This is a genomic window from Paenibacillus hemerocallicola (assembly GCF_006265175.1).
Taxonomy (GTDB): domain Bacteria; phylum Bacillota; class Bacilli; order Paenibacillales; family NBRC-103111; genus Paenibacillus_AB; species Paenibacillus_AB hemerocallicola.
Genome location: NZ_VDCQ01000053.1, coordinates 29,534 through 43,329, shown reverse-complemented (window position 1 = coordinate 43,329; position 13,796 = coordinate 29,534). Strand labels below are relative to the sequence as shown.

The 13,796-nt window shown below is 54.2% G+C and carries 12 protein-coding genes; 8 read left to right on the top strand and 4 right to left on the bottom strand.

The annotated features are described in order from the left end of the window. Positions 1 to 216: 216 nt before the first annotated feature. On the bottom strand, positions 217 to 1,494 hold the full coding sequence (locus FE784_RS28880; RefSeq protein ID WP_139605729.1) for a neutral/alkaline non-lysosomal ceramidase N-terminal domain-containing protein: 1,278 nt from the start codon (positions 1,492 to 1,494) through the stop codon (positions 217 to 219). 138 nt (positions 1,495 to 1,632) lie between these two features. Here FE784_RS28880 and FE784_RS28875 point away from each other — a divergent pair, with 138 nt between their 5' ends. Continuing rightward, positions 1,633 to 2,520, top strand: a complete 888-nt coding sequence (locus FE784_RS28875) for an AraC family transcriptional regulator (protein ID WP_176706601.1) — start codon at positions 1,633 to 1,635, stop codon at positions 2,518 to 2,520. Between the two features lie 99 nt (positions 2,521 to 2,619). On the opposite strand, the gene FE784_RS28870 is transcribed toward FE784_RS28875, so the two are convergent. Beyond that, the gene (locus FE784_RS28870; protein ID WP_176706600.1) at positions 2,620 to 2,982 is read right to left on the bottom strand and encodes a cupin domain-containing protein; all 363 of its coding nucleotides are present in this window, start codon (positions 2,980 to 2,982) and stop codon (positions 2,620 to 2,622) included. A 214-nt stretch (positions 2,983 to 3,196) separates the two neighbouring features. Here FE784_RS28870 and FE784_RS28865 point away from each other — a divergent pair, with 214 nt between their 5' ends. After that, entirely contained in the window at positions 3,197 to 3,670 is a 474-nt protein-coding gene (locus tag FE784_RS28865; RefSeq protein WP_139605726.1) for a ferritin family protein, read from the top strand. Positions 3,671 to 3,813: 143 nt separating this feature from the next. Beyond that, the gene (locus FE784_RS28860; protein WP_139605725.1) at positions 3,814 to 4,527 is read left to right on the top strand and encodes a DUF421 domain-containing protein; all 714 of its coding nucleotides are present in this window, start codon (positions 3,814 to 3,816) and stop codon (positions 4,525 to 4,527) included. Positions 4,528 to 4,540: 13 nt separating this feature from the next. Here FE784_RS28860 and FE784_RS28855 read toward each other — a convergent pair whose 3' ends face one another. Next, positions 4,541 to 5,581 carry a LacI family DNA-binding transcriptional regulator gene (locus FE784_RS28855; RefSeq protein ID WP_176706599.1) on the bottom strand — a complete coding sequence of 347 codons (1,041 nt, stop codon included), beginning with the start codon at positions 5,579 to 5,581 and terminating at the stop codon, positions 4,541 to 4,543. 212 nt (positions 5,582 to 5,793) lie between these two features. On the opposite strand from FE784_RS28855, the gene FE784_RS28850 reads away from it, so the two are divergent. Further along, positions 5,794 to 7,080, top strand: coding sequence for an ABC transporter substrate-binding protein (locus FE784_RS28850; RefSeq protein WP_176706598.1), 1,287 nt, complete (start codon positions 5,794 to 5,796; stop codon positions 7,078 to 7,080). Between the two features lie 100 nt (positions 7,081 to 7,180). Beyond that, positions 7,181 to 9,109, top strand: a complete 1,929-nt coding sequence (locus tag FE784_RS28845; protein WP_139605722.1) for an FAD-dependent oxidoreductase — start codon at positions 7,181 to 7,183, stop codon at positions 9,107 to 9,109. Between the two features lie 72 nt (positions 9,110 to 9,181). On the opposite strand, the gene FE784_RS28840 is transcribed toward FE784_RS28845, so the two are convergent. After that, positions 9,182 to 9,829 (bottom strand): hypothetical protein, encoded by a 648-nt coding sequence (locus FE784_RS28840; RefSeq protein ID WP_139605721.1) that lies wholly within the window; start codon positions 9,827 to 9,829, stop codon positions 9,182 to 9,184. Between the two features lie 92 nt (positions 9,830 to 9,921). On the opposite strand from FE784_RS28840, the gene FE784_RS28835 reads away from it, so the two are divergent. The 3 genes from FE784_RS28835 (at position 9,922) to FE784_RS28825 (ending at position 13,544) form a co-directional block, all read left to right on the top strand. Next, entirely contained in the window at positions 9,922 to 10,635 is a 714-nt protein-coding gene (locus tag FE784_RS28835; RefSeq protein WP_139605720.1) for a response regulator transcription factor, read from the top strand. Next, positions 10,619 to 12,049: a sensor histidine kinase gene (locus FE784_RS28830; RefSeq protein ID WP_139605719.1), complete on the top strand. Its 1,431-nt coding sequence runs from the start codon at positions 10,619 to 10,621 to the stop codon at positions 12,047 to 12,049. Before FE784_RS28835 ends, FE784_RS28830 begins: the two co-directional genes overlap by 17 nt. A gap of 145 nt (positions 12,050 to 12,194) precedes the next feature. Continuing rightward, a complete protein-coding gene (locus FE784_RS28825; RefSeq protein ID WP_176706597.1) occupies positions 12,195 to 13,544 on the top strand; it encodes an ABC transporter substrate-binding protein in 1,350 nt (449 codons plus the stop codon). Positions 13,545 to 13,796 lie beyond the last annotated feature (252 nt).

The following is a 13,796-nucleotide window of genomic DNA, read 5'->3' as shown; positions in this document are numbered from 1 at the left end:
GGCTTTTTTTGCGTTTGCGCGCCTATCCGAACCGGGTATAACGAGCCGGTACGAGTCCCGCCAGGCAAGCGCCCAGTCGCCTCGCGGATGTCAGGCAACTGGCGGGGAGCCTTAAATGACCGTTTGAATCGAGAATAAGTGCTGCAGATCACCTTTATTCGATTGTTCCGACTATGCAAAGCGCGAATCACGCATGAAGCGATTCAGCCCGCGCTGTCATTCAAAGCTCCGCAGTTGCCGCATGAACGCTTCCGCGATCCTCCGGTCGATGCCAGGCTTGAAGCCGCCCTTCAGCCCGTACTCCAAGGCGGATTCCGACGCCTCGTATCCGCCTTCCGCGATAATACTGTCATCGGGAATGTAGGCGGTTGAATCCATATAACCGACAAAGATCAGGCGCCCGACGCCGAGCGCGGCTTCCAGCTTTTTCTTGACTTCATAACAGGGCTCGCCGCCCATCCAGGCCATATAACGCCCCTCCGCCAGACGGACAAGACCTGCGGGAAGCAATGCTTCATCCGGCAAGCGTTCGTACTGCTCGAGTACTTTGGACGCGATGCGCCGTGTGCCGGGGAAGCATTTGTCGTCCAAGGCGATCCGTTCAATATGCGCTTTGGAGAAAGGCTCTATCTCGATCGGGATCTGAAATTGTCTGGCCTCAAGCTGCAAGGCGAGTGGAGAGAATACATGGCAGGCGTGAAGGGCGTCCTTGATCCGCTGCGCGATGGAAAGGGACAGTTCGTTCATGTCTCCATAGGTGCATGTCGCGAATTCGCTGCCTTTGGCGGTAATCTTCGGCCGGGCATTGCCCCCCGCTCCCTGGAAAAATATCGCCGTACTGCCGAACAGCTCCGCCTCCAGAAGGTGGCAAACTCTCGCCGGGAAATCCCCGGAGATGTACATCGTGTCCCGTACGGTAACCGGATGGCAGGCATAATGAACCAAAATGGCTTTGGTGTCCCCGACTCGATTGCGTATCCGCAGCAAATGCAGCCCGTCGTCCTTCTCTCCGTCCGGATTCGGCTTGTTCTCGATTTTGCCGCCTACCATCCTGCGGCGGTTAATATTCCAGTCGCCTTCGATGGCTCCGTGTTCGATCGTGCCCTCGAACAGGTTTACCATAGCCCGGTTGATGCTGCTGCATATTCGCTGCAGCAGGAAAGCTTCATATGGCTCCGAATGCTGGCTGGAGTCATCGTAGCCTCTCACGGCAGGGCCGCCGTGCGTATGGCTGTAGGACAAGAACACGTAATCGGGGTCAATGGCGAATTTCTCCCGGGCATAATCTTTGACTGTTTCCGTCAGGGCATAATCATGAAACAACAAATCCAGGGATATCATGAGCATACGGTTTACTCCATCATCCAGCAGAAGCGTCCGCACGTACAGGTCGTCATGGATGCCCTGAAAGCAGTTGTCGAAAAACGATCCGTACCCGCCCATATGCGTCAACAAATCCGGCGTGATCAAATCTTTGGCAACTCCGAATTTCATCCGTATTTCCTCCTGACGTTCCGTTCAACATATTTGGCTGCATAGGTTTCGTTCTTTTGTTAAAATAAACACAATCGATTGTTCCATTCTCATTTCAATTTCGACTTGTATATCATGCGGCAAGGAGCGAACCCAACGATGCAGCGCTTCCATCTACAGGTGACGATCGGAGCCTTGCGCTTTGACATCAGTCTGGACGACGGCTTCAACCGGGCAATGTACCGCAGTACCGACAAGCACAACCACTCCGTATACGAAATTCATTTCATTACCGGCGGCTCCGGCACGCTGCTAATAAATAACGCCGAGCTGACCGTCGGCCAAAATACGTGGTATGCGGTCGGCCCGGGCGTTTACCATGCGATCAAACCGAACGGCGAAGACCCGCTGACCCGTTGTTATTTGCAATTTACATTCGATGAGCCGTCTGCTCGCGACCGCGGTCATTGCGCTGAACCGAGCGAGACGGAGCATATACGGAGCGTTTTGAAGCAATTGTCTTTTTTTCGAAAAGACACCGGTGCCATTCCGATTGAAACGATCGGCGCCATTCATCGGGAAATCAAGTGCCGCCCTGTCGGTTTCTACTCGAGAATTCAAGCGCTGTTCACGTTATTGCTGACCGATCTGATCCGCGAGATGATCCCGGAAACGACCGCCGATTATACGATGCCGGCGGCTATTCGAGACGATATGAGAAGCAGCCTGATCGACGCTTTCTTCGACAGGTACGACGAACAGCTGACCATCGCCGAGCTGGCCAAGCAATTGCATTTGAGCACCAAACAGACAGGTCGTGTCATTGAAGAGTTATACAAGACGACGTTCAAGCAGAAGCTGCTGGACACGCGCATTGAAGTCGCGAAGGACTTGCTGGTCAGGACGCCCCTTGCCGTTGGCGACATTGCGGAGAGGGTAGGGTATTCCCTGCAGCGCAACTTCGGACAAGTCTTTCGCAACAAAACCGGGTTTTCTCCGTCCGCCTACAGAAGAAGCGCCCGGAACGGATTCGGGGGACAGCGTTGAAAGCCCGGCGTTAACGGCCATCACGCCAGAAGCGAAATGGCCGCATTCCCGTGGCATAAGCCCAGGCGAATCAGTGACCGGAGTCATTCGACGGGCTTTCTAACGATGGATCGGCTGGAGCTTGGCCGGTCTGTCGGGCCAATTGGCCACGCAAATGTATTCAAGCGGCTCCACGGAATTGCATGTTACCTGATGAAACGTATTTCTTGGAATGTAGACCATGTCCCCCGCCTGAACCTCTCTTATCCGATCGGCCAGCATGATCGTTCCCTTCCCGCCAGTGACAACATAAACTTCTTCTTCGTCGTCATGGTATCCCGCCGAAGTGGATTGTCCGCGCTGGACCCGAACGTAGTTTGCGGACAGCGTCTCTGCATCCGCCTCTTCCAAAAACGTGACGCCTTCCTTCTCATACCCTTCCATCTCGGAAATTCGCTTAACGAACGGCTGTATCCCTGACATGCAATCTCCTCCTGTATAGTTGCTTTGTTTTTGCTGCATCGCCATTGTAGCATCGCAGAGTTCGGCTCCGACATCACCGAACGAGACCAGTTGGGAGGTCGGAATGTCCGTTTTCGAGAAGTCGGCATCTTAAGGCGGTGCTGGCCGATGGAACCGATATGGGCGGATGCGAATATAGATGTGAGTATAAAGTATCGGCAGGGAGGAACTGCGAATGTATTGGGTGAACCCGTATTGGGTGCGGGCCGAGTTTATGCCTATATGGGCAACGAGCTTGCCGCAGGCGCTGGAGATGATCAAGGAAGCGGTACAGGGTGAGCGGAACGACGAACTGTTTTACGATGAACTGATCAAGCTGGCTCCTTCGCAAGAGCAGGCGAAGATTATCGAATCGATCCGCAACGACGAACGCGGTCATAACAAGATGTTTCGCGAGATGTACAGAGCTTTGACCGGCCACGAGATTACGGGAATAAGCAACGAGCAGTATACGAAGGTTCAATCTTACCCGGAAGGCTTGCAGCGGGCGCTGCAAGGAGAGCTTTCGGCGGTGGAGAAATACCGGAACATCTGGTTCGGCTTGCCTGCCGGTATTTACAAGGATACGGTCTATGGCATTATTTTGGATGAGTTGAAGCATGCAAGCAAATACAACTACTTGCTGACAATGAACATGGCCAAAGGCTAGACTGAATTGTGAAGGAGGGGGCTTGACGGCATCCCTCCGCTTCACTGTCGGCAACCAACAAATTTCGGACTGAAAAGGATCGTTCCAAGACATACTAACTTACGGCGGGCTGCCTGATTCTGGCATGTAGGAGAGTGTTGCTTATGCATGAATACATAAATATTTTGTTCCGTACGATCGTTTCGTTCTTCGCGCTTCTCGTCATCGCCAGAATATTGGGCAAGCAGGTTTTATCCAACATGACGTTCCACGACTTCGTAACGGGGATTACATTAGGCGCCATAGCGGCCAACCTGGCGTTCAACCCCAAAATCGAATCTCCGTATTTGTTTTTGTCGCTCATCGTGTTCACCGCCACTTCGTTCGCGATCTCGGTCGTATCGATCCGGAACAGAAAGGTGAGGAAGTGGATTACGGGTTCGCCTACCGTATTGATCGAGAACGGAAAAATTCTCGAGCAAAATATGAAGCACGTAAAATACTCTTTGGATTCGCTTATCCAGTCACTGAGGGAGAAAGATATATTCGATCTGGAAGAAGTCGAGTATGCGATTTTGGAAAATAACGGGAAACTATCGGTGTTGAAAAAGCCGCCTTACCGGAACTTAACCCAAAAGGACATGCACATAAAAGGACAAGGCGCGGTCGATTTTCCGATCGAACTGATCATGGACGGGCAACTGATCGAAAACAACTTGAACAATAACGACGTATCGAGACGTTGGCTCGAAGCGGAATTGGAGAAGAGGGAGAAGAACATTGCGGATGTGTTCTATGCCGTAAAGAGCACGAACGGCAAATTGATGCTCGACTTTTACGAGGACGGATTGAAGCGGCCTATTGATAAGGAAAGTTAGATGGTTGCAGCATTTATTCCCGCTTGTTGGCGGAAGTGGTGCCGCCGATGTGAAGCTCGCCCTGAATGCGGATATGCTCATACGGAAGGGCCGGGTTGGCGATGCGCCATAGCATCCGGTCGGCGGCTCTATAGCCGGTTTCGCGGATTGCGAGAAGCGGCATCGTGAAAGGGGGCAGCGAGTCGGGTTGTTCATTCAGCAGGCCGATCATGGAAATGTCGTCCGGGATGCGCAGCCCGAGCTGCAAGCATAGCTGATAGACGCTCGGCACCTCCCCATCGATTCCGCATATAATCGCTGTCGGGGTATAACGGACAAGCTTCTCCGATAAATCTTCCAGCCACGCGGGACGGGCTGTTCGTACGATCGAATGAGCAGCCTGGTCGACAGGGGCGCCGAATTCGTTCATGGCGTGAAGAAACGCCTGCCAGCGCAAAATATACCCTCGTTGTTGACGAGTGTCTCCCACATACATGATATTGGTGTGACCGAGCGACCGCAAGTAGGCGACAGCTTGAAACGTCGCTTCGTATATGTCCCATATCACGCTGTCCACTTTCGTACCAAGCGGGGGATAGCTCAGCAAAATTTTCGGCAGCGGCAGGCGAAGCAGCTTCGGTTCCCACTCTCTCGGGGTAATGCTGGGCGCGATGAACAAGCCGTCCGCATAGGCGAGGCCGCGCCGCTCGATCCATTCGTCCATCGCTTTTTCCTTGACCGGGTCGGGCAGCATGACTACCTCGATATGATGGCCGAAGGAAGCGAAGCGCTCGTAAAGCCCTGCCAACAATAGCCGATAGTAGCTGACGGATTGCGTCGTCTGGATAAGCAGAAACCTTTTCCGCTCGAGCGGATATGGAATGATATGCTCCGCCTTCAAGCTGCGAATTTGCTCTTTCGTGAAATAGCCCAGCCTCTCCGCCGTCTGAACGATCTGCTGGCGGGTCATCTCGGACATCCCCGGCCGGCCCTTCAAAGCTTTGGATACGGTTTGGACGGTCAGTCCGAGCTCGTTTGCTATCGTGCGAAGCGTAATCGGTTTGATAACGGGCATGGAACCACCTCGGCATGAAAAATCGTATACCGTCATCGTACCATTGATTCCTTGCCCGGGAAAGCGTTAAACCTGTTTAAAAAACCGCGATCCAAAAGCTTTTTTCGTTAAACTAAAATGAAACTGGAAGCGTTCCGGAAGACGCTTATAATGAGTAACAGATGAAATTCACCATGTCCTCGCATCATACATGCAAAGAGGAGGGGCTTGGTATGACGGCAAAATGGGGAAAAGCCGCTGCATGCTTTCTGGTATCGGCTGCAATTGTAAGCGGTTGCGGAAAAGGGGGTGACGGAGGCTCGGGAGCACAGAAGGAGACAGCGGAAGCGAAGCCGGCCAAGCCGGTTACACTGACGCTGTACAATGCGCAGCCGGGGGCGCTGGATTTCGAGAAAGCGGGCATCGTCGAGGCCGTTAAGCAGAAATATCCTCATATTACGCTTAATTTGTTCAAAAGAGAGAAAGGGATGGAATACGCGGACTGGGTCACCGGGCAAACCCCGGTGGACATCATTTACGAATCGACCGCCTTCACGGTGAGCTCGATCAAGCAGTTCGGCTTGCATGTCGACTTGCAGGAGCAGATCAAGCTTCACGGCTTCAAGCCGGAAACTTTCGAGCCGAATGTGCTTGCCCACGCCTACTCGACCAACAGCGAGCGCAAGCTGTACGGTCTTCCGTTTACGATGAACCGGTATGCGCTTTACTACAACAAAAATTTGTTCGACCGGTTCGGAGCGGCTTATCCGAAAGACGGCCTGACCTGGGACGAAACGTACGAGCTGGCGAAAAAGATGACGCGGGCAGACGCCGGTGCGGCTTATAACGGGTTTACGGCGTTGCCCAACAACATTCTGCTCAACAACCAGCTTTCGCTGAACCCGCTCAATGCCAAGGAAGACAAGGCGGCGATGAACACGGACGAATGGAAGCTGTTGTTTAACAATTTGCGCAGGTTCGGCGAAATTCCGAACAATAAATTCGTTCCCGTCACGGATTCCGTCAAAGGCACCGTTGCAATGATTCTCGATTCGGGATCGATCAGCCAAGCGGGTGCGGAGCTCGACTGGGACCTCGTCTCGGTGCCCGAATTGCCGCAAAAGCCGAAGACGGGGTTCAAGCCGGCCTCGCTCTCCTTGTTCCTCTCCGCAACGTCGGAACATAAGGAGGAAGCCTTCAAGGTAATGGCCTTTCTCGTATCCGCGGAATTCCAAACGAAGCTGACCAAGCAGGCGGTCGGTACGCCCCTTGCCGATCCGGAGGTACGCAAAGCGTTCGGCCAAGACTTGCCGCAGTGGAAGGGCAAAAACGTTAAAGCGCTTTACTACTACCCGGATGCGCCGGCAATACCACCGCGGGCCGAGCATCTGACGAACGTAGCCGTCAATTTCTCCAAGCTGTTCACGAGCGAGGCCGATTCGAACACGATCTTGCGTGACTTCGACGAGGAAATCAATAAAGCGATCCAAACCGAGAAGATGAAAACGCAGACCAAATAAAAGAGAAGATGAGTTCGGAGAGGAAAGCGGTTTACCGGCCGGTTTGATCATTTCGGAAAAGAAGAGATAAACCATTCTGTACTAGGAAGGTGTGTCAACTATGAATAAGCAGGCAGATTTGATCGTATACGGAGGAACGCCCGCCGGTATCGGAGCGGCCATCGCGGCGGCGAGGCGCGGGAAGCGCGTACTCATGGTGGAGCCATCCGCTTTTATCGGCGGTTTGATGACAAGCGGTCTCGGAGAGACGGATATTCGCTCCGTCGATACATCGGGGTCGATATTCGGCGAATTTCTCGCCCATGTTTACGAGCATTACGTTTCCGTATATGGGGAGAACTCGAAGCAGACGAAGGAGTGCAACGGGGGATTGCGATTCGAGCCATCCGTGGCGAGAACGGTGATGCACAAGCTGCTCGGCAGCGAGCCCGGTATCGAGGCAGTTTGCCTTAGGGAGATCGTCTCCGTGCAGATGGATGACGATAGAATCGTAAGCATCGAAGTCGAGGATGTGCAGACCGGAGCGAAAGCGGTCTACGGCGCGCAACAGTTTATCGATGCCATGTACGAAGGGGATTTGGCCGCCATGGCCGGCGTCCCTTACCGGCTCGGGCGCGAATCCCGGGACGAATGGAACGAGGAGTTCGCCGGGAAGCTGTATTGCGAGTATCGTACCAAGGAAGTGCTGCCGGGAAGTACCGGCGAAGGCGACGATCTGCTGCAGGCATACAATTTCCGGCTGTGCATGACCGATAATCCGGACAACCGCGTGCCGTTCGCCAAGCCCGACAACTACAATCGCGGCGATTATACGAGCCTGTTGGACGATATAGCGGCAGGCCGGCTGTCCTCCTTCGGCGAAATCGTCAAGCTGTCGAGGATCCCGAACGGCAAAACCGATACGAACAACCATCACAACTGTTCATGCTCGACCGACCTGCCCGGCGAAAATCTCGAATACCCGGAGGGCAAGCGCGAGGTGCGGGAGCGGATCGCCCGGCGCCACAAGGAATATATTCAGGGGCTGCTCTGGTTTTTGCAAGAGGACGAAGCGCTGCCGGACAAGATTCGGTTGGAGGCGAGCCGCTGGGGCTTTGCGGCGGACGAATTTCCGGAAACCGATCACTTCCCTCCGCAAATTTACGTAAGGGAAGCGCGGCGAATCATAGGCCGGTATGTGTTCACGGAAAACGACGCGAGGCTCGCACCCGGCACGCAGCGGTCGCCGATACATTTCGACAGTATCGCCACGGGTGATTACGCCATTGATTCCCACGCGACGCGCAAACGGGAGGAAATCGGGCAAAACCGCGCATTGGAAGGCTTCCTCGGGTTCGGTGCGCTGACGGAGGTTTATCAAATTCCGTTTGGCGTGATTTTGCCGGAAACGGTGAGCAATTTGCTCGTTCCGGTAGCCGTCTCGGCTACTCATATGGGCTTCGGCACGATCCGCATGGAACCGTTCTGGATGCAGCTCGGCTTTGCGGCGGGAGTTGCGGCGGATATGTCCCAATCGTCCGCGATACCGGTCCAACAGTTGTGCGTCGACCGTCTGCAAGACGAATTGATCGAGGCGCGTCAGATCATTACGTATTTCCGCGATGTGAAAGCCGATCATGAAGCGCACCAAGCCATGCAATATTTCGGGACGAAGTCGGTTTTCACCAGTTATGAAGCGAATCCGGACGCAGCCTGCACCGTCGCCGACGCCTCGATGTGGCTAAACATGGCCAGAGCGCTGCCGGGCGGGGCCAGATTGCCGGCGCTGCCCGCGACGGATCGGATCGCCCCTGCGGGAGTGGATATCGGTCCGAGAAAGCTGGCGAAAGAGCAGCCGTACCGGTTGTACTGGGCCGAGAAGCCCGAATTGTCCCGCGCGATGGCCGTTCGTTGGTTGGACGCAACCTGCCGCTCGCTCGGAGTCGAGTATCGCGGCCGGTTCGCGGATGGAAGCGGGCATTCGGTAACCCGGGGCGAATTTGTAACGGCGCTGTACAAGCTGCTGAAGCTTTCGCGCAGGAAGCGGTAACGGTGCCTCACGGCGCCGATCATAATTTTTAACATTTTGCTAACAATTCGTCTTCATTCGATCATAGTTTCCTCATCTTTCCCTTGTATACTGAACCTTGTCAGACGCTTCGGCGTTCGGCATGCCAGTATTCCGAAAGCATATGCTTTCGAACAAACTTCGCTTATGCGAAGTCTCGGGAGGAAATGGTATGATGAGGAAAAAGTGGTCCTTGGCTCTTCTAATCGGTGTTTTCGGTGCAGCGATGTTGACGGGGTGTTCAGGGGGGGCCGAACCGACGATGCAGAACGACTCGGGCGGCAAGAAAGTGGAAACGCCGTCTTCCGGCAGTACGGGCGGAAGCACATCAGGCGGCTCGACCGGCGGCAGCACCGGTTCGGATTCTTCTAAAGGCAGTTCCGGTTCTACCGGGTCCGGTTCCAGCGGCTCGACAGGATCTTCCGGAACATCCGGAACTCCGGGGTCTTCCGGAACATCGGGATCTTCCGGTTCTTCGGGTTCATCCGGCACTTCCGCCGACAAATCTACCGATAGCGGAAAAACGTCCGGTTCCTCGAGTACGGGAACTTCGGGCTCGGGCACGTCGGGCGCCGACAAATCGCCTTCCGGTTCGGACGCGTCAAGCAAATCTGATACGACGACAGGCGGAAGTACCGGCAGCAGCGGCGCTTCTACGAAATAATAATTTCCGATAGGCAGCGGTTCGAATCGCTTATACAAGCGATCGAGCCGCTGTTTTTTATGGAAAAAATCTATAAAACTTATATTTTGTCTCCTTTTTTAATACAATGGTAGGGAGGTGATCAAAAGCGATGAACCGTTTGAAAGTGCTCGTAGCCGATGATGATCCAAACGTTAGGGAAATTTTGCGAATCTTTTTCCAGAGCCACCAGTACGATTTGATAGAAGCTCAGAACGGCGCGGAAGCTGTGGAGCTAGTGGAGAGGGAAGCTCCGGATGTCGTCATACTCGATGTGATGATGCCGGTTATGGACGGATTTACGGCATGCCGGGAAATTTTGAAGAAACGCGACATTCCGATCATCATGCTGTCCGCCAAGGGCGAAGAATTCGACCGGGTGCTCGGCTTGGAGCTGGGAGCCGACGACTATGTGACCAAGCCGTTCAGTCCGAGGGAGCTGATGTCGCGGATCAAAGCGATTTTCCGCCGTATTCAGCGAAAACCGGTGCCGGAGGAGGAGAACGGGACGGTATACGATTTCGGGGAGCTGTCGATCCATTTGGAACGGCGGGAAGTACTCGTAAACGGGGAAAAAAGCGTCTTCCGACCGAAGGAATTCGACTTGCTGGCGCATTTGGCCAAATCGCCGGGAACGGTCTATTCCCGGGAACAGCTGCTCGAACAGGTGTGGGGCTACGATTTCTATGGCGATATTCGCACGGTGGACGTGCATATCAAGAAGCTGAGGGAAAAGCTTGCAATTTTGAAGCATCCATATATTCAGACGATCTGGGGGGTTGGATACAAATTCGAGGCGGTGACGGGCGATGCTGAGAACGATTAACAAAAGCATATTCCGCCGACTGCTGTTCAGTTATTTGTTGACGGTGCTGCTCGGACTCGGGGTTGTCGGCTTGCTGATCTCGTTTTTTGCCAAAGGATATATTTACGACAGCAAAAAGGAAGAGCTGCTGCGCAAGGCGAAAAAAGTGAATCTCGCCATCCAGGAGACGCAAAGCATCGACTCGTCGGTGGAGTCGATGCTCGTATTTTTCGATCAGACGTTCGATTCCAGAATATGGATTTTCGATAGCAACGGCAAAATTATCGCGACGTCGACGAAGGACGAGGTATTCATTGGAAAGTCCGTCGCGATGTCCATCGCCAAAAAAGTGGCGAGAGGCGAAACGGCGGTGAGCGAGTTGTCGTTCGAAGGACTGACGCAGCCGATGCTGTCGGTTACCGTCCCTTGGGGCAAAGACAATCGGATTTACGGGGGAATCGTACTGCATGCTCCTGTCAATGGCATTAATGAAACGGTCAGCAATATCCGCGAGACGATTTTGTGGGGAACGTTAATCGGCGTCCTCATTTCCACGGCGATGGTTTCTTATTTATCTTGGTCGATCTCCCGGCCTCTGCAGGCGATAGACCGCGCCGCTTCGGAAATCGGCTTGGGCAACTATACGAAGCGGATTGAAATCGACTCGGCCGACGAAATCGGAGATTTGGCGCAGACGATCAATTCGATGGCCGGCAAGCTGGAGCTGACCGAGCGCGAGCGAAGCAAATCGGAGCAGATCCGAAACGATTTTTTGGCCAACGTATCGCATGAGCTGCGGACTCCGCTCACGGCCATGCAAGGATTTTTGGAGGCGCTGCAGGACGGCTTGATCGACGAGGACCGGCGTCAATCGTATTACGACATCATGGTGCAGGAGACGCTGCACATGAATCGGCTGCTCGACGATATTACGATGCTGGATAAGCTTAAGAATGATGAAATCGCGCTTTCGCGGCATCCGGTGGACGTCTGTTCGTTTTTGCGCAATATAGCGCTGAAATTCGAGGCTATTGCGCTGTCCAAGCGGCTGGAGTTCCGAGTCGAATGCGCCGAAGGGTTGCCCCCGGCATTCGCGGATCTGGATCGGCTGGAGCAAATTATAAGCAATGTGGTGAATAATGCGATCAAATTTACAGAGCGGGGGCATGTTCGCATTTCTGCCCGGCGGGACGACGCTTTCATCGAGTTTGTCGTGACCGACACCGGAATCGGCATATCCCAATCTGACCGGGAATTGATCTGGGAACGATTTTTCAAAGCCGATCGAGGGCGGGCGAAAAATCAGAAGGGCACCGGACTCGGGCTTGCGATCGTCAAGGAGCTGGTCGAGCTGCATGGCGGGACGATCGACGTCGAGAGCGAGCCGGACCAGGGGGCGGCGTTCCGAATCCGCCTTCCGGTGCAACCATCTTAAAATGGGTTTCTTGATCTTTATTTCGGATAACCCGGAAGCAATAATGTAGTTGCTGCATCCGAAAACCCGGACATATGGCGGCTTCCCCGCACCTGCTATGCTGATGACGAATCACCATATCAGCGTATCAAGGGGAGGAAGCAAGATGAAGAAGAGATGGGTTGCCCTCATGCTCGGCACCGCGATCGCGGTCACGGCAGGCTGCGGAGGAGCGGCGACGGGGACGAAGGAAGAGGCCGGCTCGGCGAACGGGGACAAGAAAGGGACCGCAGAGCCGGCGGCTGGCTTGGACAAAATCGACAAGCCGGTAACGCTGGTCGTGTTCGATACGACCGGCAATTGGACGAAGGACAATTTCGCCGAAGCGTTCAGCGGCAGCAACATTATGCAGAAGTTTCCGAACGTCACTTTGAAATTCATGCCGTTCCATAAAACGCGGGGCGGGCTTACGACCGACGAGATGATTGCCGCCGGCGAACAGATCGATCTGATCGTCGGTTCTCCCGGTACGGTCGGCGCGGGCATGTACAACCAGAAGCTCGAGGCGGACATAGCCCCGCTCGTCAAAACGTTGGGCTTCGATCTGTCGCGCCTGAACCCCGGAGCGGTATCGATCGTCAAAGAAGTCGGCAACGGCACGCTGCACGGCATTCCGTTCGCCATGAGCCATACCGCGATGATGTACAACAAAGACATATTCGACAAGTTCGGGGTGGCGTACCCGAAGGACGGAATGACTTGGGACGATACGTATGAGCTGGCCAAGAAGCTGACCCGTACCGACGGGGGCAAAGCCTATTACGGCATGTTCGTCTCGTTCTATCATGCCGCTCTGCGCAATCAGTCTAGCCTCAACCTGTTCGATCCGAATTCCGGGAAGTCTGCGTTCGACAGTGCCGCTTGGAAATCGTTCTACGGCAATTTCTCCCGCTTCTACGATTTGTACGATTTGAACGCTACGCAGGTCGTAGCCGCCCAACAGAAAAAAATGTGGGACGAGGAGCAAGTCGTGGCGATGTATATGCCGGGCTCCGGCGATCCGGCGGTCAAAGGGCTGAAAAATTACGATTACGTACAATCACCCGTATTCAAGGAAAAGCCCGGCGTCGGTCCGCAAGCGTATCCGTTTACGATGTACATCTCGCAGACGAGCAAGCATAAGGAAGAAGCGCTGAAGGTGATCAACTACCTCGTATCGGACGAGTACCAGAAGGCGAAAGCGGAGGAAGGCACGTTTATCCCCGCGCTGAAGGACAACAAGTATTTGGACGTGTTCGGCAAATCGAACCCGAGCTATCAGGGCAAAAACGTCAAGGCGCTGCTGCCGGCCGTTCATGCCGATTCGAGCAAATGGAACGCATTTACGGGCACGTACGCCAAGGAAGCGCTTAATGCTTTCATCGACATCGCGATTAAGACGAAGGATGCCAACACGGCGCTGCGCGAAGGCGTGGAGCGGGCGGACAAGGCGGTACAGACTTCCACGTTCAAATAAATCGGCGAAAAATGGCTTCCCCGCGGTGTACCTGCAGGGAAGCCATTTTTTTAAACGATAAGAAGGATTACGGTTTTCTTGCCAGTTTGCCTATGAGGATTGCGGGGGAGAGATATACCCCGAAAGGTACAAGGGTGTGCCTGGCTACGAGTATCGGTCTAGGTCTAGGACCGGTTAAAGCGGGTTGAAGTCGAAGGCAGCCCGTAGGAGTTCAAAGGGAATGGGTATTGGAGCCCAATATCCATTCCCTCC